The sequence below is a fragment of the Noviherbaspirillum phoenicis genome (genome assembly GCF_047237965.1).
GTDB lineage: Bacteria > Pseudomonadota > Gammaproteobacteria > Burkholderiales > Burkholderiaceae_D > Noviherbaspirillum_A.
In genome coordinates this window covers 1,563,539-1,587,234 of sequence record NZ_JBDFLX010000001.1, presented here as the reverse complement: position 1 = coordinate 1,587,234, position 23,696 = coordinate 1,563,539, and the positions used below count along the sequence as shown (strand labels likewise).

19 protein-coding genes, 1 tRNA gene and 1 pseudogene are annotated in these 23,696 nt (G+C 59.5%); 7 read left to right on the top strand and 14 right to left on the bottom strand.

Translation table 11 applies throughout. The annotated features are described in order from the left end of the window. Positions 1 to 2: 2 nt before the first annotated feature. The 8 genes and pseudogenes from ABC383_RS07155 to ABC383_RS07120 form a co-directional block, all read right to left on the bottom strand. Positions 3 to 548, bottom strand: a complete 546-nt coding sequence (locus ABC383_RS07155; protein WP_413012678.1) for a KAP family P-loop NTPase fold protein — start codon at positions 546 to 548, stop codon at positions 3 to 5. Next, entirely contained in the window at positions 545 to 4,597 is a 4,053-nt protein-coding gene (locus tag ABC383_RS07150; protein ID WP_413012676.1) for an Eco57I restriction-modification methylase domain-containing protein, read from the bottom strand. The genes ABC383_RS07155 and ABC383_RS07150 overlap by 4 nt, the downstream gene beginning before the upstream one ends. Further along, positions 4,594 to 7,734, bottom strand: coding sequence for a DISARM system SNF2-like helicase DrmD (drmD, locus tag ABC383_RS07145; protein WP_413012674.1), 3,141 nt, complete (start codon positions 7,732 to 7,734; stop codon positions 4,594 to 4,596). The genes ABC383_RS07150 and drmD overlap by 4 nt, the downstream gene beginning before the upstream one ends. 19 nt (positions 7,735 to 7,753) lie before the next feature. Continuing rightward, positions 7,754 to 8,212, bottom strand: coding sequence for a very short patch repair endonuclease (locus ABC383_RS07140; RefSeq protein ID WP_413012672.1), 459 nt, complete (start codon positions 8,210 to 8,212; stop codon positions 7,754 to 7,756). Between the two features lie 18 nt (positions 8,213 to 8,230). Further along, the gene (locus tag ABC383_RS07135; RefSeq protein WP_413012670.1) at positions 8,231 to 9,274 is read right to left on the bottom strand and encodes a DNA cytosine methyltransferase; all 1,044 of its coding nucleotides are present in this window, start codon (positions 9,272 to 9,274) and stop codon (positions 8,231 to 8,233) included. A gap of 66 nt (positions 9,275 to 9,340) precedes the next feature. Next, on the bottom strand, positions 9,341 to 9,538 hold the full coding sequence (gene mads1 / locus ABC383_RS07130) for a methylation-associated defense system helix-turn-helix domain-containing protein MAD1 (protein WP_413012668.1): 198 nt from the start codon (positions 9,536 to 9,538) through the stop codon (positions 9,341 to 9,343). A gap of 163 nt (positions 9,539 to 9,701) precedes the next feature. Further along, positions 9,702 to 10,034 (bottom strand): annotated as a pseudogene (locus tag ABC383_RS07125) (lysozyme); the annotation flags it as partial. 92 nt (positions 10,035 to 10,126) lie between these two features. Further along, positions 10,127 to 10,203 (bottom strand) — tRNA-Pro (locus ABC383_RS07120). Between the two features lie 78 nt (positions 10,204 to 10,281). Between ABC383_RS07120 and ABC383_RS07115 the strand changes: the two genes are divergently transcribed. Next, the gene (locus tag ABC383_RS07115) at positions 10,282 to 11,418 is read left to right on the top strand and encodes a M14 family metallopeptidase (RefSeq protein WP_413012667.1); all 1,137 of its coding nucleotides are present in this window, start codon (positions 10,282 to 10,284) and stop codon (positions 11,416 to 11,418) included. 90 nt (positions 11,419 to 11,508) lie between these two features. Here the strand turns inward: ABC383_RS07115 and ABC383_RS07110 are convergent, their stop codons facing one another. The 6 genes from ABC383_RS07110 to ABC383_RS07085 form a co-directional block, all read right to left on the bottom strand. Next, complete coding sequence (locus ABC383_RS07110) at positions 11,509 to 12,702, bottom strand: DUF2863 family protein (protein ID WP_413012665.1); 1,194 nt, start codon at positions 12,700 to 12,702, stop codon at positions 11,509 to 11,511. A 273-nt stretch (positions 12,703 to 12,975) separates the two neighbouring features. Continuing rightward, positions 12,976 to 13,143: a hypothetical protein gene (locus ABC383_RS07105; protein ID WP_413012663.1), complete on the bottom strand. Its 168-nt coding sequence runs from the start codon at positions 13,141 to 13,143 to the stop codon at positions 12,976 to 12,978. A 139-nt stretch (positions 13,144 to 13,282) separates the two neighbouring features. Then, the gene (gene acnA / locus ABC383_RS07100) at positions 13,283 to 15,991 is read right to left on the bottom strand and encodes an aconitate hydratase AcnA (RefSeq protein ID WP_413012661.1); all 2,709 of its coding nucleotides are present in this window, start codon (positions 15,989 to 15,991) and stop codon (positions 13,283 to 13,285) included. 81 nt (positions 15,992 to 16,072) lie between these two features. Continuing rightward, entirely contained in the window at positions 16,073 to 16,615 is a 543-nt protein-coding gene (locus ABC383_RS07095; protein WP_413012659.1) for a hypothetical protein, read from the bottom strand. Positions 16,616 to 16,685: 70 nt separating this feature from the next. Then, the gene (locus ABC383_RS07090; protein WP_413012657.1) at positions 16,686 to 17,657 is read right to left on the bottom strand and encodes an HpcH/HpaI aldolase/citrate lyase family protein; all 972 of its coding nucleotides are present in this window, start codon (positions 17,655 to 17,657) and stop codon (positions 16,686 to 16,688) included. 100 nt (positions 17,658 to 17,757) lie between these two features. Further along, positions 17,758 to 18,747, bottom strand: a complete 990-nt coding sequence (locus tag ABC383_RS07085; protein ID WP_194715783.1) for a malate dehydrogenase — start codon at positions 18,745 to 18,747, stop codon at positions 17,758 to 17,760. 313 nt (positions 18,748 to 19,060) lie between these two features. Here ABC383_RS07085 and ABC383_RS07080 point away from each other — a divergent pair, with 313 nt between their 5' ends. The 6 genes from ABC383_RS07080 (at position 19,061) to ABC383_RS07055 (ending at position 23,644) form a co-directional block, all read left to right on the top strand. Further along, positions 19,061 to 19,849 (top strand): GntR family transcriptional regulator, encoded by a 789-nt coding sequence (locus ABC383_RS07080; protein ID WP_413012655.1) that lies wholly within the window; start codon positions 19,061 to 19,063, stop codon positions 19,847 to 19,849. 145 nt (positions 19,850 to 19,994) lie between these two features. After that, positions 19,995 to 20,405, top strand: a complete 411-nt coding sequence (gene sdhC / locus ABC383_RS07075) for a succinate dehydrogenase, cytochrome b556 subunit (protein ID WP_413012653.1) — start codon at positions 19,995 to 19,997, stop codon at positions 20,403 to 20,405. A gap of 4 nt (positions 20,406 to 20,409) precedes the next feature. Then, a complete protein-coding gene (gene sdhD / locus ABC383_RS07070) occupies positions 20,410 to 20,781 on the top strand; it encodes a succinate dehydrogenase, hydrophobic membrane anchor protein (protein ID WP_194715335.1) in 372 nt (123 codons plus the stop codon). 2 nt (positions 20,782 to 20,783) lie between these two features. Further along, positions 20,784 to 22,562 carry a succinate dehydrogenase flavoprotein subunit gene (sdhA, locus tag ABC383_RS07065; RefSeq protein ID WP_413012651.1) on the top strand — a complete coding sequence of 593 codons (1,779 nt, stop codon included), beginning with the start codon at positions 20,784 to 20,786 and terminating at the stop codon, positions 22,560 to 22,562. 22 nt (positions 22,563 to 22,584) lie between these two features. Continuing rightward, on the top strand, positions 22,585 to 23,295 hold the full coding sequence (locus ABC383_RS07060) for a succinate dehydrogenase iron-sulfur subunit (protein WP_413012650.1): 711 nt from the start codon (positions 22,585 to 22,587) through the stop codon (positions 23,293 to 23,295). A gap of 79 nt (positions 23,296 to 23,374) precedes the next feature. Beyond that, entirely contained in the window at positions 23,375 to 23,644 is a 270-nt protein-coding gene (locus tag ABC383_RS07055) for an FAD assembly factor SdhE (protein ID WP_194714847.1), read from the top strand. Positions 23,645 to 23,696: the final 52 nt, after the last annotated feature.

The window sequence follows — 23,696 nt, the reverse complement described above, 5'->3', positions numbered from 1 at the left end:
TTCTATCCCTTTAATAATTGCCAATAACGGCATACGCGCTTTGTTAGCCTTGTTGCTCTCAGTATTTTTCTGATTTCACATTTGAGCGCTTGAATGTCTTTGGGCTTGCGCTTGGCGACCATGCCGAGGACTTTGCCGATCATGCCAGCCGCGCCGCCAGTCATACCGCTCAGGTCGATCAGACCACCGACACCTTCGGCAAGGCCCAGCAGATCGCCCAGTTTTTTAAACTTCTTGCTTTGGGTGGGTAGTACGGCCTGCAACTGGTCAAGAAAAGCGCGAGCGAGGTTTTCCTGGCCGGAGAACCACCACGGATTGAAGGTCACAATGACAGGCTGTTCGGCCTCCGGGCGCTGTTCCAGGAAGTGCTGCACATAACTCAGTACCGTGGACTTTCCCGAACCCCACGGACCATAGAGCGCCAGCACCAAGCCATCATTGCCGGGGTAGCGACAAATGCTGTCAGAAAGTCTTTCAGCGAACGGAGCGTGCTCGAACATATCGTCCTGCGGGTTTGAGCTGGGACGGTCAGCGGAGCGAGCGGTCATGCCTTCTCTCCGTCAAACAAGTCACCCGAACTCATTGAATGCGAGATATTGGAACGTAATCGACCTTTGCTAACTTTTTTTAATTCTGCACTTAATGCTTGGTTTTGGAGAAACTCTTCCTTATGGCGTTGAAGATTTAGAGTTAACAACCGTCTAAGCAACTCTTTTCTAGAGCCCTCCGAAATTGAAAAACGTTCATCTTTAGATACATCAGTAATGCCGTGCTCTAACTGGATGTCCGACCATCCGTAGCTTTCAACAACTGCCTCATCAAGAGAGCGCAACGCCATCCTAAGACCCTGAATTTCAGCCGAGTCTTCATTTGCATCATTCAATTTATTGATGAGACTGGTCACGCCAATTTCGAGCGCAGTCAATAAAGTTTGACGCTTTTGATAAAAATCCTCCGCGGAGCTTCGTATACGATTGGTGATGTTTGGAAAGGGAAATGTTTCAAAACAATCTGAAGATGCATACCTGATACGATCGCCCATTCTTGAGGAGTATTTTCTCACCCAGCAATCATGAATTGAACTATGCAAGACTCCAAGGAGGCCTAAATCATCAGATGCAATTACTACCATCGGAGAGGCAAAGACCATTCGTGCTGGCATCAAAGTAAATGACAAATATTTACTTGTGAATGGTTGAACAATTACCTTTTCGAGTCTTGCGATTGCTTTGTTTAGGCCAGGCCGCTGTTCAGCATATTGCCACCAGCGTTCCCGGTTAGCTTTGCGTTTTTGAAGATCTCGTTCCGGCTTAACTAACTCTCGAATTCGGTTGAGAGTAATTGGAAATCGTTGCTCGCATTCCTCTAGAGTTCTGTTCCCAAAGTTGATTACAGAAAGTTGAGTGCGTTGGGATGGTTGTTGATTAACATCTTCGCCTCGCAAATAATCAAATATCACTTCCTTTGCACTTGGTTCTTTCTTGAGTAGTTGTTCAACTTCACCATCTGTCAGAGTAAATCCCTGGCCCATTAAATAGTGCCCAACGAACGACAGGTTCTCACTGCCATGTAGCTTGGCAGGCTGAGGCTCTTCCGACTGATCAGACAGCCTTGAATCAATCGAGTCCACCATTTTTCCATCTAATTTGGAAAAGTTTTTCCAGTCACCTTTTCGAATAACCAGCGGTGAAATTTTCACCGACGCTTTGCCTGGCCATGGCGTACTTGATTGCGCCCATATAATTGCCAGATTCTTAGAGAGCAGCTTTCCAAGACCAACCTCACGGGTATCACCTTGAGAAATCGTATCAACTAGGATGAAACCTGTTGTCGATGAGCTTGATGTAATCTCGTCAGATCTAAGCAAGAAGTGCACGCATAAATCTGCAGCCCCTAAAGAAGACTGGGCTTTCTGCTCCAGGTACTTTAGGTAACTTGATCCGAACGTCGTGGAAATTCTCATTCCCCATAGAAAAGGCGGGTTGCCAACCATGGCATCAAAGCCCGATCTCTCGGATTGAAAAACCTCTGGGAATTCCAGCGGCCAATGAAATGTGCGACGTCTTGCTGCACCATTTGGGAGATCGACTGACAGGCCTTCATGTGCAATTGCATAAAGCACATTCGCTGACGGACTGTCCCCGTCAATAGCCGCACTCGCTTGAATAACAAGTGAATCAATTTGTGAATCAAGTAGAGCGCCACTGCCGTTTGCACTGAGAACACTCCCAATGAAGGCGTCTGAAATTTGTTCAGCTATGCATAGTCGCTGCCGCGCGTTAGCGTCTAGCCTCTTCATTGCCTCCACATCATGGATGTCGCGAATTGGCATCTCTCGCAAACGCTGGCGCAACTCAATCGCTTCATGCACGGCTTTTTCGATGTTCTGGCCAAACAGACGCTGCTGCCCTTTACCGCTGGGAGACATTGAGAGCTTGGTGAGCTGATCCAGCCTGTGAATGCCCAACAAGCTGTCGCCACAACGCAGGTTGTGGTCAAGGAACCCAAAAGGCCGCCCCTTGGCCAGTGTCACCAACCAGATCGAGAGTTTGGCTAGTTCAACTGCAAGCGGGTTCAAATCGACGCCGTACAGACAACGCTCGGCGATGAGACGGCGCGAGATCACCGTTCGTGCTTCGCTGTCCCGAGGCAGAGGTTCTTTAGCCGCTCCTGTTTCCAGAACGTCACCATCCACACTCACGGTCTTACCCAAGGATTCAACCTGTGACCACGCTTCGACTAGGCGATCAGACAACCAACGGCAGGCTTGAACCAAAAATGCACCCGAGCCCATTGCTGGATCGCAAATTTTGAGGTCTAACAGTTCGGCAGGGGATTTCAGTGTCCATCGATCACGCGGCGCTCCCTCGGCTGGGCCGACATAGGCCACCGGGGTGAGAGTCTCGGCGACGATGGCTTCGGTCAGCGATTTCGGCGTGTAGTGGGTGCCGGTTTCGCGCCGGTCGGAACCGGTGGTGACGATGAAGGCACCTGCGGGATAGACCAGCGGATAGCCCCATGGGTCGGTGCGCAGCAGATGGACATAGGGTTTTACGCGATCGCGGAGCTTGGTATCGCCTTGACAAGCGGTCAGCAGGCGGTCGGCCAGGGTGTCGTCGACAGCTTTGGCCAGATCATTGCGTACCCGGCTGACGGAACTGCCGGAGCGTTCTTGCAGCAACTCGGCCATTCGCGCAGTACCATCCAAACGCGCCGAATCCAGCTCGGCCAGCTTGACCCATGGCGTCTTGGCGCTCTTGGTGGCATCCAGTTCCAGCGTGACTTCATCGGTGCGCTTGACGGTGCGTTCGAGTAGACCCTCGTACACGTAGCCAATCTGTTCGACATCCAATGCACGGTAAGACAGCGTGCGGCCCTGGAACTGTTGAATGGCCTCTAGCAACAGCAGCACGGTGCGGTTGTCGATGGGCAGCGGCTTGGCTGCATCGCTGCGCCAATTGGAGCCTTTGGCCCTACCTTCGAGGAAAGGGAAGCGATCGGGATCAAACAGCGAACCGCCCAAGGCAGGCAGGCGCAGGTTTTCGTGCTCAATACCGCCAAACACCGCGCGGAAGATCGCCAACAAGCGTGACCAGGCGTCCCAGCGGCGCTCAAGGATTTCCTCAGATTCTTCGCGCAACTGCATGCGCAAGGTGGAGAGCGCGTAATTGGCCTCGTAGCGCTCGTCTCCCATCAAGAGTAGGCCACGCTCCTCAGCGGAGAGCAGGAACACTAAGCGCATCATCACCGTGAGCGCGGCCTCATACAGCTCGGGTTCCTTGACGCCGTGCAGTAGCTCTCGATTGCGATCCTGGTCGGCTTTGTCGAGCGTCTGAATCAATACTTCGACGGCGCGGCGTACTTGCTCGCCAAGGGCGTCGGTGACTTCGTCCTGGAACTTCAGGGAGCGATCGAACAGTGCGGGCAGTTGTTCAGATTCGTCGACAAAGAAACGACGAATGCCGAGCAGGTGCACAAAGGCCTGCAGGGTAATAGGCTCTTGGCTCCAGATGCGGGCATACCAACTGGCAAAGGTGGTAACTGCACCCACCGGGGCATCCACCAGCATCCAGCGCTCGCCGTTGGTCACTAGTCCGAGCCGGCAACCCAACGAACGGCACAAAGTAACCATGCGATCGGCAGGTTTGGCGGCCCATCCGTCTTGCTTCAGGGTGGCATCAAGGTCGACATCCTGCGCATAGGTTTGGATCAGCAGTAGCGGCTTGTTGGCGCGCTGTTCATCAATCACCGCAAGATCAGGCGACAGCGTCACGCCGTGTTCGGGCAAACTGGCTTTGAGGTTAGCGGCGCCCCAGTCGGCGCGTTTGAGAACGTCACCTTTACCGTCTTCATCAAGCTCAAGGCCACGCGACAGCACCTCGTCGATCCACGCACCGTGCAACTCGGGGAACTGGGCGTCCTCCAATTCCAGTGCTTCGCGCCATTCCTCGTAGGCTTGGCGCAGGCGTTTGCGCTTGGTGGCATCAAGTTCTTCCAGCCCTTGCGGAAAGGCTTCCTTCAGAACGGGAACGGCGAGAAAAGGACCAGAGATCTCGATCAGCGACAGCCAATCATCATGTACGCTGGGAGCACTCATACGGCACCTCCCTGAACGGCAAATGCAGGTACCAGAAAAATGACGGCGACCGGGAATGTGCGGTCGTTGAGTTTGGCGTAGCGGGTTTCGATGGCTTCAGCCTCCTGCTGGCGCTCGGCTGGAATGCGGGCAAGACGCGCCTCCAGTGCAGCGGTGTCGCGCCTGAGTTGTGTTCGTTCATCTTCCGAGAACAGGGAGAGTTGCGACGGTTGTTGATCTTTTTTCAGTTCGGCTTGGATGGTTTTTTCGAGCTCATCAAGCACGGTGCCAATGTCGACCACTTCCTGCTCCTTGCGTGATTGCAGGGTGTTGGTCAAGAACTTGAGTCGGTCTTTTGAGCGGGCTTCGACCGACTGCAGGATGGCGCCTTGCGCACGGTCAAAACGCACACGGAGGGCATCGAACAGAGAGTCTGTGGCCGTCAGTGGCTTGGCCTGATCCAGCCATTGTTCGACTTTGGTGACGCCGTCCTCACGCCGGAACGATTTGTCCCCCAGGTAGCCGCCGGCCACGGTCAGCTCTTCGTGTAGGCGATGATGGTTGCCGCCCGTGACGACCAGCCGCGAGATAACGACCACGGCAGGGCTGTCGATCAGTGCATTCGGCACAGAACGCACGGTAACACGATGCAGCTTCTTCACGTCGTCCTGTGCCCAGACCTCGGCGCGTAGCAAGCGCAGGCACATCTGCACCAGTCGGTGGTTGAGGTGAACCAGCACTACGTCGTCACGCCCGGTGGCGGCAGCATGATCGAAGGTGATGGGCCGAATTTGCAGTGTGTGGGGGTGACGCAGCCCCTCAAGGCATCGCGCCCACGAGCCCGACAGCGCGGGCATCTCGAATACGGTTCCTGCTGGAGCATCAGCCAAAGCAAAAGGCTTGAGCGGCGGGCGGCCTGCAAGTACAAGACCTGTCTTGACCGCCATGAGGATGTGTTCTGGCGTGAGATGGAAATCCTGCTGCGTGGTCAGGAGCCGTTCGTGCAGCTTGGCGACTCGGTCTTTGAGTTCGCGCTCGGCGCGCACAAAGCGTCTGGCCTTGGCGATTTTGGCTTCAGCAAGGCGGGTGTCGAGGTCTTTGAGTGAGCCTTCGATCAGCCCCGACATCTGCGGCGCGATGACCGGGTTGACGCTGCCCATGTCCGCACGCATCGATTCGAGTTTGCGTAGCGCCCGGATGATGTCGTCACCATGGCCACCGATGGTGACTCTTCCTTGCTCCCCACCATCGACGGGGTGCCAGATCAATACTTCCTTCTGACGCTGACCATGCCGGTCGATACGACCGTTACGCTGCTCCATCACATTGGGGTTGTATGGGATCTCCAGATGAATAAGGCAGTTACAGTGGTTCTGCAAGTCGATACCTTCGGACGCGGCGTCGGTGGCCAGCAAGATGCGCACCGCTGAATCTTTGGGCGCAGTCTGGAAGGCCGCTTTGACCTTCTCGCGTTCATCCTGCGGCATGCCGCCATGAAGGATGGCCAGCCGATCACCACCGAAACCGTGGCTTGCCAAAATCTCGTGCATCCACTGGTGGGTGGTGCGGTATTCAGTGAACAAGATCACCCGGCGCTCATTCCACTGACCGTCGGTTTTGAGATTGGCAGTGAGCCAGTCGAGGATCGCTTTGGCTTTGGCGTCGACTTGGTTTTTGGCAGTCTGAGCCCACTGCCGCAGTTCGTTCAGCATCTGTTGCTGGTCAACAGTCAGCGGTTGCGCGCGGCGTGAGGCTTCTTCAACGGCCTCGGACTGTGCGTTTTCGACCTCCTGATCGTTAGCGTAGTCTTCATCGACCCGCAGGATGGCCTTGCGCAAAATGCGGTCGGCCATCGTATCTTTGTCTTTGCGTTTGCTGCCATTGGTCAGACTGGCAATGTGCTTTTCAAGGGTGGAAGCAAAAGCAGCGGGAGAAGAAAAGAGTCGCTTCTTGAGTAACTGGTTGACGAATGACGTGCCGAAAGCATTGCCGACCTTCTCGGCATCCTGCTCGCGGCTCGTGCAGTAGTCGTTCAGTTTCTGGTGAATGGCGCGCTCCTGCGAAGAGTACGAGGCCAACAGTGCCTGCAACTTGCGCTGCGCATAGAGAGGCTTTCCTTTCGCATCGACCAGGTCGCTTTTGAGGCGGCGGATCATCACCTGACTCAGCTGCTTCTCATCCGGCAGGATGTTTCGAGCGAAGCGCTGGTCGTCCAGCAACTCCAGCAGAGAAGTAAAGGATTCGGTGTAGCCGTTGTGAGGGGTGGCGGTGAGGAACAGCCGATGCTGGAAGTGCGGACTGATTGAACGAATAAAGCGTGTGCGCTGGCTCTCCAGCGCGTAGTTCGCACCGGCAGCGGGGGCGATGTTGTGTGCTTCGTCGACGACGAGCATGTCGAACTTGCGTGGATAGCTGGTGTGCGCGGGCAATACGTCGCGCATGGCGCGCAATCCTTCGCCGCTTTTGACCCAGTCCATGGATGCGATCAAGCGTGGATGCGAAGTCCAGGGGTTGGCGTGGATGCCGCGATCTCGGCGCAACTGTTTAATGTAGCCCGTGTCGACAACCCTGAAATCGAGGCCAAACTTTTCCAGCATCTCCACTCGCCACTTCTCTTGCAGCGACGCGGGACAGACGATCAGTACAGTGCGGGCGCGGTGCCGCAGCAACATCTCTTGGATGACGAGTCCGGCCTCAATGGTCTTGCCCAAGCCGACGTCATCGGCGATGAGTAGGTTGACGCGAGCCATGTCGATGGCGCGCACCAATGGGTCGAGTTGGAAATCTTCAATGCTGACGCCGCTGCGAAACGGTGCCTGCAGAAAGCCTCTGTCCGCATTGGTCGCTGCACCCCAGCGAACTGCATTGAGGAACGCTTCGAGGGTGGCGGAGTTATCCTGGCCGGTGATCGAAGGCAGGCCGGCGCGGTCGATGACTTGCGCACCCGGCTCGATCTCCCAGATAACCTCGAGCTCCTCGCCCAGACCATCCTCGTCGATAGATGAAAGGGTTACCGCATTCTGTTGTGCCGACGTCGATGTAAGTTTGGATGAGGCGACTTCCGCGACGACCCATTGACGCCGCCTAACCTCGACTAACTGACCAGGTTCAGGACGTGCACGGTAGGCCTGGCTATCCTGTGTGTTCGAAATTTCCATGCGTCTGCTGTTTTCCTGTTCATTTTGTTTGGTTCGAGCTGGGTAGCGATTCACGGTGAGTCGATCTGGTCCTGATCACCCAATTCGCGATGGCGTCCGCAGCTTTGGGCGCTAACTCGTGCTCCCAAAATCGCAGTACCGTCCATCCCATACTGCGAAGTCGCTCGTTTGTGTCTGCATCTCGATGCCGATTCGCCTCTATCTTTTGTAACCAGAACTCCGCGTTTTGCTTCGGCCATGTGGCGTGTTCGGGGCATCCGTGCCAGAAGCACCCGTCGACGAATATGGCGATCTTCAGCCCTGGGAAAGCAATATCCGCGACCCGACGAGGTTTTTTCAGCACCTGGAAATCGACTCGGTAGCGCAGGCCTCTCCGATACAGCTCCTGACGCAATGCGATCTCAGGACCGGTTCCTTTTTGCCGTACTTTCGCCATTCGGCGACTTGCTTCTGAAGATGAAGGCTGAATGCGTGGCATTAATGAAGACTCGTCAGATCATCGGAACTTGGCTGAAGCCAAGTGCTCGTTGATGCTGCGCGCAATGGCGCGGCCGAGGTCAACTGGGACGGCATTGCCGATGAGGCGCCCAAGAGCTTTGAAGCTCAATTCACCGTCATTGGGAATAAACGCGTAGTCACGCGGAAAGCTCTGAAGGATTGCCGCTTCCCTCAATGAGATTGCACGATCCTGTTCAGGGTGCCCGAATCGACCATTCCCGAAGCCAAAGCACTGAGTCGTCATAGTGGGAGCAGGCTTGTCCCATTCCATTCGCCCATACACGCCCGGGTAAGTCCTGCCGCTTTCTGCGCGATGGCAGTCGGCCACGAGATGCTCCGGCCAGTCACGCCACGTTCCGCCCGGCTTCGAAGATTTGATACGCTTGAGATTCTTCTCAGATAACTTGGATGAAACATGCAGCTTGTCTTTGGGAGCTGCCTCGCCGGCGCTCAACGCGCGCAGGCGACCAATCGCCTGTCTTACCGTCTTGGGCGTTTCGAGCGTAGGTTCGAGCATCTTGATTTCGCCGTGCCGGGATGCCAACAACACCATGCGTCGGCGAGTTTGTGGCACACCGTATTGGGAGCTATCGACGACATCAAACCATACGTTGTAACCGAGTTTCTTCAGCGTGTCGACGAAGTCATGAAACACCTCGTGCTTGGCGACGGTCGGAACGTTCTCCATCGTGATGACATCTGGGTGAGTGCCCTCTGCCAGACGGGCAAACTCATACAAGAGCCCCCATTTCCCGTCTTTGCCATCCAGCTCGTAGCGTTGTGCATAGGTGGAAAAAGGCTGACATGGAGCGCAACCTGCAAGAATCTTCAAATCGGCATCGCCGAACAGCGAATTCAACTCGGCAGTGGTGACTTTGCTGATGTCTCGCTCTACAAACTTGGCGCTGTTGTTGGCCTCATAAGGAAAGCGGCAAGCGGGGTCCATGTCGATACCAGCAACGACCGGCACCCCCTCAAGCACGAAGCCATGCGTCAGCCCGCCAGCTCCACAGAACAAATCAACACAAGAAATTTTCGTCATTCCAACAATCCTCAATTCGTTTTAACCGCCGGATGAGGTGATCGAAACCTGTCTTTGGCAAGACAATCATTCTTTGCCTCGATTCTCGTTCTCTGCGGCGCCACCAGACCGCACCCATTCGTCGACTTCCTCGGTCTTGAATTTCCAAAACCGGCCGATTCGATGAGCAGGCATGTTCCGTTTGTTGATCCATGCATAAACGGTGTCCTTGCTCACGCCGAGGTATTCGGCAATCTCCTCGACCGACAGCCAGCGATCTGACATGGCATGGGTTTCCATTGAAAGTCGGAATAAGTACAGCGTGCTAATAATTATATAGATTAAGCCTGCAGGAAATATGAATAGATCAGATTTGAGGTGATTGGGTATGGTCTTATGCGATTGAATTCTGTGTCTCAGCTGAATCCGGAGGGCGTCCGGCTCTGCCCTAAGTCGTGTGTCCGCCAGACAACAGCGTGATCCCACATTCCCGTTCCGTCACCAGTCCTGGCAGCACTTTTCCCTCCGCTGTAGACCTATCGGTGCAGCTTCTGCCCAGCAGCGATTCGGTCTCGCTGGTTGACCCGTTGCCAGCACGTCGACGCCTGGGGTGCCCCGCGCCGAGACTGAAGGTGAAATCGACGATCGCGGCGAGTCTCCCCTCTGATTCGGTCGCGAGCACTGGGCAGAAGGGCAGCGTGGCAACCAGTGCAGTGTTCGGGTCCCAGGCTCGATAGATCTCTGCTCCGCGCTCTGTGATGGGCGAATCCTTCGGGTCGCAGCAGGCAGGCCGGATTTAAGGCACGCTTAAGGCACAGCCGATGTAAACAAGAAAAGGGTCACAGACCGGAATCTGTAACCCTTTGATTTTCTTGGTCGGGGCGAGAGGATTCGAACCTCCGACCCCTTGCACCCCATGCAAGTACGCTACCAGGCTGCGCTACGCCCCGACGAGGCACGGATTATAGCAGAGGGTTTCCAATCCGCGTATCCTTGCAGCATTTAAAAACATGTCTTTTTCAATATTTATGTCCATCAAGATCAGTCATCACTTTGACGCTGGCGCCATCGAGGTAGTCAATGCAACTTCAGCCACAGATATCCAGCTCAGGCTGCGCAAGGATAGCCATGCCGATTTCTCGCAATGGTTCTATTTCAGGTTGCAGGGCGCGCGTGCGCTTCCATGTCGCATGCGCATCCTTAACGCCGGGGAAGCCAGCTATCCGGATGGCTGGGTGGGTTATCAGGCGGTGGCCAGCTATGACAGGCAGTCTTGGTTTCGCGTGCCGACTACCTATGGCAACGGCGTGCTGGAAATCAGCCACCAGCCGAAACGCGACGACGTTTATTACGCCTACTTCGAGCCTTACTCGTTTGAACGCCATCTCGACCTGATCGGCCGCGTTGCCTGCCATGATCAGGTGCATGTGGAAGACCTGGGCAATACCGTCGATGGCCGCGATCTGAATCTGCTGGTTGTCGGCAACCCCGATGCCGCCAGCAAGGTATGGGTTATCGCGCGTCAGCACCCGGGCGAGACCATGGCTGAATGGTTCGTCGAGGGATTGCTGGACGCCTTGCTGAATGCGGGCGATCCGCATTCCCGCGCATTGCTGTCACACGCGGTTTTCTATTTGGTGCCCAATATGAATCCGGATGGCGCCGCCCGCGGCAACCTGCGCACCAATGCCGCCGGCGCCAATCTGAACCGGGAGTGGGTGTCGCCCAGCCTGGAGAACAGTCCAGAGGTTTTTCATGTCCGTGAGCGTCTCCATCAGACCGGCTGCGACCTGTTCCTGGATGTGCATGGCGATGAAGGCCTGCCTTATGTGTTTGCCGCTGGCAGTGAAATGCTGGAGGGTTTCAGCGCGGAGCAGGCGGCCGCGCAGCAGACGTTTATCGACGCCTTCAAGGTAGCTAGTCCGGACTTCCAGGACCGGCATGGCTATCCGTCAGGGAAGTATCGCGCCGATATGCTGAAGCTTGCGTCGAAGTATGTGGGCCATCACTTCAAGTGCGTATCGCTGACCCTGGAATTGCCCTTCAAGGACAATGCCGAGCGGCCCGACCCGGCAGTGGGCTGGAATGGGGCTCGCAGCGCGCAATTGGGTGCGGCATGCCTGAAGGCGATAGGGCGGTCGTTGAATGTCGTGAGCCAGGCGTGAGGCTGGGCTGCTGGTCAATGCGATAAAAAAGCGATGGGGTGGCGGTATGGATCACCATGCCGGTATGCATCCCGGCATGGTGAGGCAGCATCAGTGCAAATGACCTGAAGCCTGCGGCGTGTCTTCCGGCAGTTCGGCGTGCACCAGTTCGCCTTCACGGTCGCAGAAGAGCGGGGCGCCGCAGTCTTCGCAGAACTCCATCGCAAACCGTTCCTGGTGACGCATGATGTCAGTGATGCCATTGGCGCGCAGGGCTAGCACCAGCTGCGTGATCGGCGGGGGAATGTCCACTTCGGCGCCGGCGGGCGGGACAGTAAGCGTCATGCCGGCGCTTGCCGACACCGGCTCTTCGCTGTCCTCTTCCTGGCCATACAGCGGCCAGACGATGCCATAGACCACTTCCGCCTGGTCGCGCAGGGTGAAGCTGATGCGGTATTCATCCACCCGCATGTCGCCACCCTCGTCGCCAAAGGCGCCGATGATGGCCGACAGGCCGTTCGGCTCGATGCTTAGGATGTGGGTAAGGTAATGGATCGCCGAATGCACCGACACCGGCCTGATGGCACGGTCCGCTTCACGGCAGGCGACGTAATAGGCTTCAGGCGCCAGCAGTTCGACGCCGCAGCCGGGCAGCAGGCGCTCGATGGTGGGCTTGGCCTGCTCGCGCAATGCCTCGATCGCGCTCTGGCGCTGGGCGATGATGTCCTGTGCCGGCTCGGCGGTCTGCCAGCGAAACAGCGGTGCTTCGGACGGTGCGACGACGGCCGCCAGCAGATAGCGGGTGTCGGCCAGGAAAGGTGCGGTCTCGGGCGGATTGGAGATGGGCTTCAATACCGTATTGCCCAGTGCGGCCTGGGCCATGCGCAGGGTCAGCGCATGGGTTTCGGCATGGGTGCGCGGCAGCTGGTCGATCGAGTACAGCATCGGCGCCAGCGCAACCCGGGTATCGTCAGCCAGCACATGCGCGTGCAGCTGTGCGGCCAGGGTGATCAGGGTGTCGCCGGCAACCGTGCCGGAAAAGATAGCGAAGCGGGTCCAGGCCAGCACGGGCAGGGCAACCAGCAGCGCGTCGTAACGCTTGCCATCGTGCTCAATCACGGCGCTGGAACTGACCGCCTCGATCGATTCCATCAGCACGTCGTAGGCAATGGGGTCGGTGCTGAACAGCTTGTCAAGGGCGGAGTCCAGCGTGTTCTGGTGGTCGGTGCGCAGCAGCTTTTCGATCAGCATGTCCAGGCTGCGCTCCCAGGCCCGCTCTTCATGCCGGCTGCTTGCCAGGGCCATGGCTTGCGCCATCGCCGCCAGGCGCTGGCTATCTGCGGAAATACGGGGAGTGCGGGATTTGGAAGGGCGACGCATAGTCTGTGAAAGCTTTGATAACTCGGAGGGCTATTGTAGTGGATTCGACCTTTGGGGAAGGAAATAGTTTGGCGGGTTTTACCTTGCGGAAAACCGGGGCCTGCTGGATGGGTTGAAGGGATGATGCGGGCGCGCCGGAAGCGGGCGCTCTGAAAAGGGCGGCATGCACGAGCCATGCCGCCCTGCGGGTCACGCGGCTTATTTGGCCGCGGGCGCTGCCGGGGCTGCCGGCGTGGCGGGTGCGGTATGCTCGGTCTGCTCATGGGCAGCGGACTCGCCGCGCATGTCGACCTTGTCGCCGGCCTGCATGATGATGAACAGGGCCAGCGCCGCAAAAGCGACGAATCCCACAGCAACTTTCCACATAGTCTGTCTCCTCTTTGTCTGGATAAAAATAAACGCCGGACAATGCCGGCGTTGGTCCTGACAAGAAGCGTAACAACACAGTCTTACAGCATGCTTGCAAGGCCGGGGTCATTTCCCCGGCCTTGCTTCCGGCCCGGATTCAGGCGGCCAGCAGCTGGCGCAGCACGAATGGCAGGATGCCGCCGTGCTTGTAGTAGTCGACCTCGATCGGCGTGTCGATGCGCAGCAGCACCGTGACTTCCTGGGTCTGGCCATTGGCGCGATGAATCACCAGCGTGGCTTCCTGCTGCGGCGTGATCTCGCCTTCCAGTCCCTTCAGGTCATAGGTTTCGGTGCCGGTGATGCCCAGCGACTGCACGCTGTCGTCGCCCATGAACTGCAGCGGCAGCACGCCCATCCCGACCAGGTTGGAACGGTGAATGCGCTCATAGGAACGGGCAAACACGGCCTTCACGCCCAGCAACTGGGTGCCCTTGGCGGCCCAGTCGCGGGACGAGCCGGTGCCGTATTCCTCGCCGGCAAAGATCATGGTCGGCACGCCGTTGGCAATGTACTTCATCGCCGCGTCGTAGATCGACATTTCCTCGCCATCCGGCTGGTACAGCGTCAACCCGCCCTCGACCCGCGAGCCGTCCGGCTTGGCCGGGATCATCAGGTTCTTGATGCGCACATTGGCGAAGGTGCCGCGCATCATTACCTCATGGTTGCCGCGGCGCGAGCCGTAGGAATTGAAGTCGGCCTTGAGCACGCCATTTTCCAGCAGCCATTTGCCCGCCGGGCTGCTTTCCTTGATGGAGCCGGCCGGGGAGATGTGGTCGGTCGTGATCGAGTCGCCGAATACACCGAGGGCGCGCGCACCTTCGATGCCGCTAGCGGCGGCCTTGGGCGCCATGTCGAAATCGTCGAAGAAGGGCGGCTCGGCGATGTAAGTGGAATCCGGCCAGTTGTAGACCTCGCCGCTGGCCACGCCCTTGATCTGCTGCCACAGCTTGCCTGGCGCTTCCTTCACTTCCGCATAGTTCGCCGTGAATGTCTTCGGGTTCATCGCGAACTTCATCAGGTTGCTGATCTCGGTGCTGGTGGGCCAGATGTCGCCGAGATAAACGCCCCGGCCCTTGACCACGCCCACCGGCTCGGTCATCAGGTCGACATTCATGTTGCCGGCGATGGCGTAGGCAACCACCAGCGGCGGCGATGCCAGGAAGTTCGAGCGGATGTTGGGATGGATGCGGGCTTCGAAATTGCGGTTGCCCGACAGCACGGCGGAAGCGACGATGTCGTTCTTCGTAATCGCTTCGTTCATGGCCGGGGTCAGGTCGCCGGCATTGCCGATGCAGGTGGTGCAGCCGTAGGCGGTCACGCCGAAGCCGAGCTTTTCCAGGTAGGGCAGCAGGCCGGCCGCTTCCAGGTACTTGGTGACGACGCGCGAGCCGGGGGCCAGCGATGTCTTGATGTGCGGCGCAACCGTCAGGCCGGCTTCCACCGCCTTCTTGGCCAGCAGGCCTGCGGCCAGCAGCACGCTGGGGTTGGAGGTGTTGGTGCAGGATGTGATGGCGGCAATCAGCACGTCGCCGTTCCTGACCTTGATGCCGTCCGCATTCTCATACACCGTGTCGAGTTCTTCGGCGCGCTTGTTGAAGCCGTTTTCGGAAACCGGCTTGGAGAACAGGTCGGCGAAGGTGTTCTTGACCTTGCCGATCTCGATGCGGTCCTGCGGGCGCTTGGGGCCTGCCAGGGAAGGCGCCACCGAGCCGAGGTCGAGCGCGACCACATTGGTGTAGTCGATCTCGCCCGAGGTCGGCACGCCAAACAGGTTCTGGGCACGGAAGTAGGCTTCGAAGGCGTCGATCTCGGCCTTGCTGCGGCCGGTGCCGCGGAAGTAGTCGATGGTGGCTTCGTCGACCGGGAAGAAGCCCATGGTGGCGCCATATTCCGGCGCCATGTTGGCGATGGTGGCGCGGTCGGTCAGGGTCAGTGTGCGGGTGCCTTCGCCGAAGAACTCGACGAACTTGCCCACCACTTTTTCCTTGCGCAGCATCTCGGTGATGGTCAGCACCAGGTCGGTCGCGGTGCAGCCTTCGCGCAGCGCCCCGGTCAGGTTCACGCCCACCACGTCGGGCGTGAGGAAATACACCGGCTGGCCCAGCATGCCGGCTTCGGCCTCGATGCCGCCCACGCCCCAGCCGACCACGCCGATGCCGTTGATCATGGTGGTGTGGGAGTCGGTGCCGACCAGCGTGTCGGGATAATAGACGCCATCCCTCTGGTGCACGCCGCGTGCCAGGTATTCCAGGTTGACCTGATGGACGATACCGAAGCCCGGCGGCACCACGCCGAAGGTGTCGAAGGCCTGCATGCCCCATTTCATGAACTGGTAGCGCTCGTTGTTGCGCTCGAATTCCAGCTTCATGTTCAGGTCAAGCGCCTTCTTGTCGCGGTAATAGTCCACCTGCACCGAGTGGTCGACCACCAGGTCGACCGGCACCAGCGGCTCGATGTTCTTCGGATTGACGCCCATCTTGTTGGCCACGCCGCGCATGGCGGCGAGGTCGGCCAGCAGTGGCACGCCGGTAAAGTCCTGCAGCACGACCCGGGCGACCACGAAGGGAATTTCATCGGTGCGCGGCGCGTTCGGTTTCCAGTTCGCCAGTTCACGGACATGGTCTTCCGTGACCTTCTTGCCGTCGCAATTGCGCAGCACCGATTCAAGCACGATGCGAATGGACACGGGCAGGCGCGAGAGGTTGACGCCCAGTTCCTGTTCCAGCGCGGGCAGGGAATGAAACTTTCCCTTCTTCGCGCCGGAAATGGGGAAATCCTTCAGCGTATTCAGTGTATTGCGGGTCATGGCCTCTCCTTGTTATTTACCGTTCAAATCAAATTGACAATACCGCTGCTGGCTTTGTTTCCGTGTTTTCGCGTTTACTGCTTACTGGATGCCCAGGCCGGGGGCGGCCGGTGCGTCGGACGGCTTCAATTGCTCGGCGCTCTTGCATTCATTGGCCAGCTGCTGGCCCTTCCTGGAGTCGAGCAGGATGCCCTTGGCCGGGATGCCGATCCAGACCATGCCCTGGCGGCGGTTCTCGAAGCGGTGCGCGCCGGTGGTGGTTTCCACGCGGGTCAGGCGCATCAGCCGCTTGTTCCAGCGCAGCGCGATGTGCTTGTCATCCTCGGCGTTGGAGAAGATCGTGACCTTGTCGCCCAGCGCGCAGTTGTAGTCCAGGCCGGTGCTGCCGGCGGTATCCGGCTCGCGGTCTTCCTCATCCGTTCCCTGCGCCGCTGCTGCGCCTGCGCCTGCGGCCGTGCCAGCTGCGGCGGCGGCTGCGGCTTTCTTTTTCGACGGGGCTTCCTTCTTCACCGTCTTGGTGGCCGCAGCCTTGCTCTTCTTCTTGCTGCCGGCGCTGTCATGGTCCTGCGCCGCTGCGGTCATGCATGCGCCCATCAACAGCAGGGCGGTCAAAAACTTGCTCATCAATTACTCTCCAGGTTGCGCCCGTACCTCCTTTTCCGATCTGCGATCTCGCAAGGGCAGGGCGCGTGTTTTATAAAAGCGATAGGGCGTCGGCCGTGAGTGGCAGGCCGGACAGCTTGGCGCGCTGCAGAACGGTCCAGTAATAGCGGTAGCTGGCACGGTCGTGCAGGGCGCCCTGATACTGGGTCGGGCCCCAGCTGGCGGCGCGGGCGGCCAGCAATATGGCGGCCGCATCGTCGACCTCCGCCACCGGCGGCGCATACGCCGCCACGATGGCGCGGATCTGGGACGGGTGAATGCTCCACATGCGGGTGAAGCCGAACTCGCGGAAGGCGCGCGCGGCATCCTGCGCAACCACCGAGCCGTCCCGGATCTCGGTGGTGACGTTATGGGAAGGGCATTTGCCATGGGCATGGCAGGCGGCGGCAATCTCGGTCTTGGCGCGCGCCACCAGCGCATGCTCGAACTGGCCCGGCGAGCGCATGGCGGCGCCGGGAATGGCCCCATAGTGGTCCGACACAAAATCCATGATGCCGAAGGACAGGCATTCGACCTGCGGCAGCGCGGCGATCTCGCGCACCGCGGCCAGCGCGCCATGGGTTTCGATCAGCACATGCACCGGCAGACGCTCACGTCCGGCGGCCTGCGCATGGCGCTCGATGATGGCAAGGCCATGCTGCACGTCGGCCAGGCTTTCGGGCTTGGGCAGCACCAGGTAGGCCAGCCGCCGGGCGGCGCCGGCGCAGATGATGGCGGCGTCGCGTTCGAACCAGGGGCTGTGCACATCATGAAGACGGGCGCCGATGCGGCCGTGATGGTTGTCCGGGCCGGCGATCAGCGAGGCGACCAGGCGCGCATGCGCTTCCTCGTCGCCGGCGGCGGCGCCGTCTTCACAGTCAAAAGTAATGTCGAAAAGAGGGCCAAGCTCCTGCTGCAGGGCCATGGAGCGGCGCATCAGCTTTTCTGAGCCGGCGTAGTGATCACACACCGGAAGGGATACCGGCTGACGCTTGCCTTGGAAGAGAACTTCGGAAGGATGCATGTAAAGCGACGCTTCAGGTGGTGGGCAAGGTGGTGAATGATGCCGGACGTTAACCACGTTGCCCGCAGCGCCATGGAGGCGGCTGCGGGCAGGGTGATGCTTAGCCTACCAGGTGGCTCACGCCGTTACGCTCTTCCTGCAGTTCGTTCAGGGTGATGTTGATGCGCTCTTGCGAGAAGGCATCGACTTCCAGGCCCTGGACGATCTTGTACTCGCCATTCTCGGTTGTGACCGGGAAGCCGAACATGGTGCCTTCCGGAATGCCGTAGGAACCGTCGGACGGCACGCCCATCGTGGTCCACTTGCCGTTGGTGCCCAGCACCCAGTCATGCACATGGTCGATGGCTGCATTGGCTGCCGAAGCGGCCGACGACAGGCCGCGCGCCTCGATGATGGCGGCGCCGCGCTTGCCCACGGTCGGCAGGAACGTGTCCTTGTTCCATGCCTGGTCGTTGATCATGTCCTTGACCGACTGGCCGTCGATGGTGGCGTAGCGGTAGTCCGCGTACATGGTGGGGGAGTGGTTGCCCCAGACGAACAGCTTCTCGATCGAGGAAACCGGCTTGCCGGTCTTGGCGGCGATCTGCGACAGCGCGCGGTTGTGGTCCAGGCGCAGCATGGCGGTGAAGTTCTTGGCTGGCAGGCTCGGCGCCGATTTCATCGCGATGTAGGCATTGGTGTTGGCCGGGTTGCCGACAACCAGCACCTTGACGTTGCGGGAAGCGACGGCGTCCAGCGCCTTGCCCTGCACCGTGAAGATCTGCGCGTTGGCTTCCAGCAGGTCCTTGCGCTCCATGCCCGGGCCGCGGGGACGGGCGCCAACCAGCAGGGCGACGTCGGCATCCTTGAATGCGGTCATCGGGTCGCTATGGGCGGTCATGCCGGCCAGCAGCGGGAATGCGCAGTCGTCGATTTCCATCATCACGCCCTTGAGCGCTTTCTGGGCTTTCTCGTCGGGGATTTCAAGCAGTTGCAGGATCACCGGCTGGTCTTTGCCCAGCATGTCGCCGTTGGCGATGCGGAACAGCAGGGAATAGCCGATCTGGCCGGCGGCGCCGGTCACGGCGACACGCATTGGGGCTTTAGCCATGTTGAATCTCCAAAGTGATAAAGAAAAGGGCGGGGTAACGCCGCAGGCAGCTTGGTTCAAGAAGTTGCCGAAATCGACAGAACGCAATCATACCGTCGAAACCGGATAACGTCAGCCTGCGCTGCTTGATGCGAATCGCACTGGCCCGCGATGCGCGTGTTTCCTGCGGTCAGCCCGGGCCGGTCGCCCGCGAGTGTAGGTGGGTGTAATATCTCTGTCAATGCCTGCAATGGCTATCTTATATCTTATATAAGACATATATTTAAGGTTTTTGCTGGACGGCAAACCCGGTTTTATGGTGAAATCAACAGTTATGAGTTCCGCAGCCTCCAACCAGTCAAGCAGCAATGCGCCCGGCGCAGGGTCGGGGGTTGCCGTCAATGCTTCACCCACGTTCAGTCCCCTCTACCAGCAGATCAAGGCCCTGATCACCCAGAGCCTGCAGTCCGGCGAATGGAAGCCGGGCGAACTGATTCCCAGCGAAGTCGAGCTTGCCGCCCGGTTCAAGGTAAGCCAGGGAACGGTGCGCAAGGCCATCGATGAATTGTCGGCCGAAAACCTGGTAGTGCGCCGCCAGGGCAAGGGAACCTTCGTCGCCACCCATCACGAGGAACGCGCCCACTATCGCTTTCTGCGCCTGATGCCCGACGTCGGCGAGGCGCACCAGGCGGACAATCGCATCATCGAGGTCAGGCGCATGCGCGCCCCGGCCGAAGTGGCGCGCCTGCTCGACGTCAAGTCCGGCGATTCGGTGATCTTCATTCGGCGCGTGCAGTCGTTCGACGGCGTGCCCACCATTCTCGAAGAACTGTGGCTGCCCGGCGCGCTGTTTCGCGGTCTGACCGCGGAACGGCTGGTGGAGTACAAGGGGCCGATGTACGGCCTGTTCGAGACCGAATTCGGCACCCGAATGATCCGCGCCACCGAGAGGGTCAAGGCGGTGCTGGCAGAACCCCAGGTGAGCGAGTTGCTGGAAGTGCCGCCGGGCACGCCGCTGCTCAGCCTCGAGCGGGTGTCCTTTACTTATGGCGACAAGCCGGTCGAGGTGCGGCGCGGTCTGTACCGGACCGACAGGCATCACTACCACAATGAATTGAGCTGAACTGGCGTCATGCGCATTGCCGGCCGGGCAAGAGCGTAAGCTGCCTCCGGGCGGCGGATATCTGTGCGAGCGGCCATAATAACTATTGGTGTGCTGCACAAAAATCGGCGAAAATCGATGATTATTTGTTAGAAGAGGTGTTTGTATGTCAGAAGCCGCAAAAAAAAGCCGGCCGCAGTTCAGCAATATCCACGTCACGCAGCTGATGCACTACCGCCTGCCGCTGGCCGGCGTGGTTTCCATCCTGCACCGCATCAGCGGCGCGCTGATGTTCCTGCTGCTGCCTTTCGTGCTCTACCTGCTCGAGCGCAGCATCACCTCTGAAATCTCGTTTGACTACCTGCGCGGCTTCGCTTCGCAGTGGTACATCAAGCTGATCATCCTGGCGCTGTCTTGGGCCTACCTGCACCACTTCGCTGCCGGCGTGCGCCACCTGTTCATGGACATGCACATGGGCCTGAGCAAGGAAGGCTCGCGCCACTCGGCCGCCAGCGTGCTGGCCATCAGCCTGTTTTTGACCCTCCTGGTCGCACTGAAACTGTTCGGAGTGTTCTGACATCATGGCCATCAAGCACAACAACATCGGCTCCAAGCGCCTCGTCGTCGGCGCCCACTATGGCTTTCGCGACTGGCTGGCCCAGCGCGTCACCGCCATCGTCATGGCCCTCTATACCGTCATCATCCTGGTGACCTTCCTCACAGGCAGCAATTTCAGCTATGAAGGCTGGGCCGGCATGTTCGCTCGCCAGTGGTTCAAGATCGCCACCTTCGTCACCCTGCTCGTGATGTTCTATCACGTCTGGGTCGGCATGCGCGACATCTGGATGGACTATGTCAAGCCCGTCGTCGCCCGCCTCTTGCTGCAAAGTGCCACCATCGTGTGGCTCATCGGTTGCGCCGGCTATGCGGCGCAGATTCTCTGGAGAGTGTAATCGTGGCAGCAATCAAATCTTCCATCCCTTCCCGTCGCTTCGATGTGGTCATCGTCGGCGCGGGCGGTTCCGGCATGCGCGCCTCGCTGCAACTGGCGGAGGCCGGCCTGAACGTGGCGGTGCTGTCCAAGGTCTTCCCGACCCGCTCCCACACCGTGGCCGCGCAGGGCGGCGTCGGCGCCTCGCTGGGCAACATGTCCGAGGACAACTGGTACTGGCACATGTTCGACACCGTCAAGGGCGGCGACTACCTGGGCGACCAGGACGCCATTGAGTTCATGTGCCGCGAAGCGCCCAAGGTCGTCTACGAGCTCGAGCACTTCGGCATGCCGTTCGACCGCAATCCGGACGGCACCATCTACCAGCGCCCGTTCGGCGGCCATACCGCCAACTTCGGCGAGAAGCCGGTGCAGCGCGCCTGCGCCGCGGCCGACCGTACCGGCCATGCGATGCTGCACACGCTGTACCAGCGCAACGTGCGCGCCAAGACCCACTTCTTCGTCGAGTGGATGGCCATCGACCTAATCCGCGACGCCGACGGCGACGTGCTGGGCGTGGTGGCGCTGGAGATGGAAACCGGCGACGTGATGATGCTCGAAGCCAAGACCACGATTCTGGCCACCGGCGGCGCCGGGCGCATCTGGGCGGCATCGACCAATGCCTTCATCAACACCGGCGACGGCATGGGCATGGCGGCGCGCGCCGGCCTGCCGCTGGAAGACATGGAGTTCTGGCAGTTCCACCCGACCGGCGTGGCCGGCGCGGGCGTCTTGATCACCGAAGGCGTGCGCGGCGAGGGCGGCATCCTGATCAACAGCAATGGCGAGCGCTTCATGGAACGCTATGCGCCCACGCTGAAAGACCTGGCGCCGCGCGACTTCGTGTCGCGCTCGATGGACCAGGAGATCAAGGAAGGCCGCGGCTGCGGTCCCAACAAGGACCATGTGCTGCTGGACCTGCGCCATATCGGCGCCGAGACCATCCAGAAGCGGCTGCCGTCGATTCTGGAAATCGGCCACAAGTTTGCCAACGTGGATGCGACCAAGGAACCGATCCCTGTCGTGCCGACGATTCACTACCAGATGGGCGGCATCCCGACCAACATCTACGGCCAGGTGGTGGCGCCGAAGAACGGCAACCCCAACGAGATCGTCAACGGCCTGTACGCGGTGGGCGAATGCGCCTGCGTGTCGGTGCACGGCGCCAACCGCCTGGGCACCAACTCGCTGCTGGACCTCTTGGTGTTCGGCCGCGCGGCCGGCAACCATGTGGTCAACAGCAACCTGAAGGCGCGCAGCAACAAGGACCTGCCGGCGGATGCGGCCGATCTGGCGCTGTCGCGCCTGGCCAAGCTGGAAACCTCCACGGGTTCGGAGCGGGTGCAGGACGTGGCCAACGACATCCGCGCCACCATGCAGCACTACTGCGGCGTGTTCCGCACCGACGAGCTGCTGCAGCAGGGCTACAAGGAAATCATGGTGCTGGACGAGCGCAGGAAGCATGTGGCGTTCAAGGACAAGTCCAAGGTGTTCAACACGGCGCGGGTGGAAGCGCTGGAACTGGACAACCTGATCGAGACGGCCAAGGCCACCATCACCTCGGCGGCGGCGCGCAAGGAATCGCGCGGCGCGCATGCCCACCGCGACTTCGAGAAGCGCGACGACGAGAACTGGATGAAGCACACCCTGTTCTACTCCGAGGGCAACCGCCTGGAATACAAGCCGGTGCAAACCAAGCCGCTGACGGTCGAGACCTTCAAGCCCAAAGCCCGCACCTTCTGAACGCTTACAGAGAACACAGACCATGCCACGCACAGTCAAATTCAAGATATACCGCTACGATCCGGACAAGGACGCCAAGCCCTACATGCAGGACCTGACGGTCGAGTTGAAGGACACCGACAAGATGCTGCTGGACGCGCTGCAGCGCATCAAGGCCGATGTGGACGATTCGCTGGCGCTGCGCCGCTCGTGCCGCGAAGGCGTGTGCGGCTCGGACGCGATGAACATCAACGGCAAGAACGGCCTGGCCTGCACCACCAACCTGAACGAGCTGAGCCAGCCTATCGTGCTGCGCCCGCTGCCAGGCCTGCCGGTGATCCGCGACCTGATCGTGGACATGACCAACTTCTTCAAGCAGTACCACTCGATCAAGCCGTTCCTGATCAACGACACGATCCCGCCGGAGAAGGAGCGGCTGCAGTATCCGGCCGAGCGCGAGGAGCTGGACGGCCTGTACGAGTGCATCCTGTGCGCCTGCTGCTCGACATCGTGCCCGTCGTTCTGGTGGAACCCGGACAAGTTCGTTGGACCTGCCGGCCTGCTGCAAGCCTACCGCTTCATCGCCGACAGCCGCGACGAAGCCACCGGCGAGCGCCTGGACAACCTGGAAGATCCGTACCGGCTGTTCCGCTGCCACTCGATCATGAACTGCGTCGACGTCTGCCCCAAGGGCCTGAGCCCGAATGCAGCCATCGGCAAGATCAAGGAACTGCTGGTCCGCCGCGCGGTGTAAGCCGAGTCGGGGCGATAATGCCCCATTCCGATGCGCTGCCAGCCCGTGAGCGCATCGGGCCGATTGAATGAAGAATCCCATGTCTGCCAACCATCAAAGCGATCCCGCCAACAGAGCACGACTGCGCTGGCGCAGCCGTCGCGGACTGCTGGAAAATGACATCCTGCTGACGCGTTTTCTGGACGCCAACGAGGAATCGATGACCGACGAGGAAGTCGACGCCTACACCCGCCTGATGGATCTGACCGACAACGACCTGATGGATCTGCTGCTGGCCCGCAAGGAGCCCAGCGGCGAAATCGACCTTCCGCACGTGCACGCGCTGCTGGCACGTCTGCGCAAGGCTTGATTCTGATTCATCGGCTTTGCGGGGTTTTGTACTAGCATCATTCCCCATCGAT

Excerpts from the sequence above, each read along its gene's own strand:
- ABC383_RS07085 (WP_194715783.1), bottom strand. The coding sequence starts at position 18,747 with ATGGCTAAAGCCCCAATGCGTGTCGCCGTGACCGGCGCCGCCGGCCAG.
- ABC383_RS07150 (WP_413012676.1), bottom strand. The coding sequence starts at position 4,597 with ATGAGTGCTCCCAGCGTACATGATGATTGGCTGTCGCTGATCGAGATC.
- acnA (WP_413012661.1), bottom strand. The coding sequence starts at position 15,991 with ATGACCCGCAATACACTGAATACGCTGAAGGATTTCCCCATTTCCGGC.
- ABC383_RS07060 (WP_413012650.1), top strand. The coding sequence starts at position 22,585 with ATGCCACGCACAGTCAAATTCAAGATATACCGCTACGATCCGGACAAG.
- sdhD (WP_194715335.1), top strand. The coding sequence starts at position 20,410 with ATGGCCATCAAGCACAACAACATCGGCTCCAAGCGCCTCGTCGTCGGC.
- ABC383_RS07110 (WP_413012665.1), bottom strand. The coding sequence starts at position 12,702 with ATGGCCCTGGCAAGCAGCCGGCATGAAGAGCGGGCCTGGGAGCGCAGC.
- ABC383_RS07115 (WP_413012667.1), top strand. The coding sequence starts at position 10,282 with ATGTCCATCAAGATCAGTCATCACTTTGACGCTGGCGCCATCGAGGTA.
- drmD (WP_413012674.1), bottom strand. The coding sequence starts at position 7,734 with ATGGAAATTTCGAACACACAGGATAGCCAGGCCTACCGTGCACGTCCT.
- sdhC (WP_413012653.1), top strand. The coding sequence starts at position 19,995 with ATGTCAGAAGCCGCAAAAAAAAGCCGGCCGCAGTTCAGCAATATCCAC.
- ABC383_RS07095 (WP_413012659.1), bottom strand. The coding sequence starts at position 16,615 with ATGAGCAAGTTTTTGACCGCCCTGCTGTTGATGGGCGCATGCATGACC.
- ABC383_RS07105 (WP_413012663.1), bottom strand. The coding sequence starts at position 13,143 with ATGTGGAAAGTTGCTGTGGGATTCGTCGCTTTTGCGGCGCTGGCCCTG.
- mads1 (WP_413012668.1), bottom strand. The coding sequence starts at position 9,538 with ATGTCAGATCGCTGGCTGTCGGTCGAGGAGATTGCCGAATACCTCGGC.
- ABC383_RS07155 (WP_413012678.1), bottom strand. The coding sequence starts at position 548 with ATGACCGCTCGCTCCGCTGACCGTCCCAGCTCAAACCCGCAGGACGAT.
- ABC383_RS07080 (WP_413012655.1), top strand. The coding sequence starts at position 19,061 with ATGAGTTCCGCAGCCTCCAACCAGTCAAGCAGCAATGCGCCCGGCGCA.
- ABC383_RS07135 (WP_413012670.1), bottom strand. The coding sequence starts at position 9,274 with ATGACGAAAATTTCTTGTGTTGATTTGTTCTGTGGAGCTGGCGGGCTG.
- ABC383_RS07055 (WP_194714847.1), top strand. The coding sequence starts at position 23,375 with ATGTCTGCCAACCATCAAAGCGATCCCGCCAACAGAGCACGACTGCGC.
- ABC383_RS07090 (WP_413012657.1), bottom strand. The coding sequence starts at position 17,657 with ATGCATCCTTCCGAAGTTCTCTTCCAAGGCAAGCGTCAGCCGGTATCC.
- ABC383_RS07140 (WP_413012672.1), bottom strand. The coding sequence starts at position 8,212 with ATGCCACGCATTCAGCCTTCATCTTCAGAAGCAAGTCGCCGAATGGCG.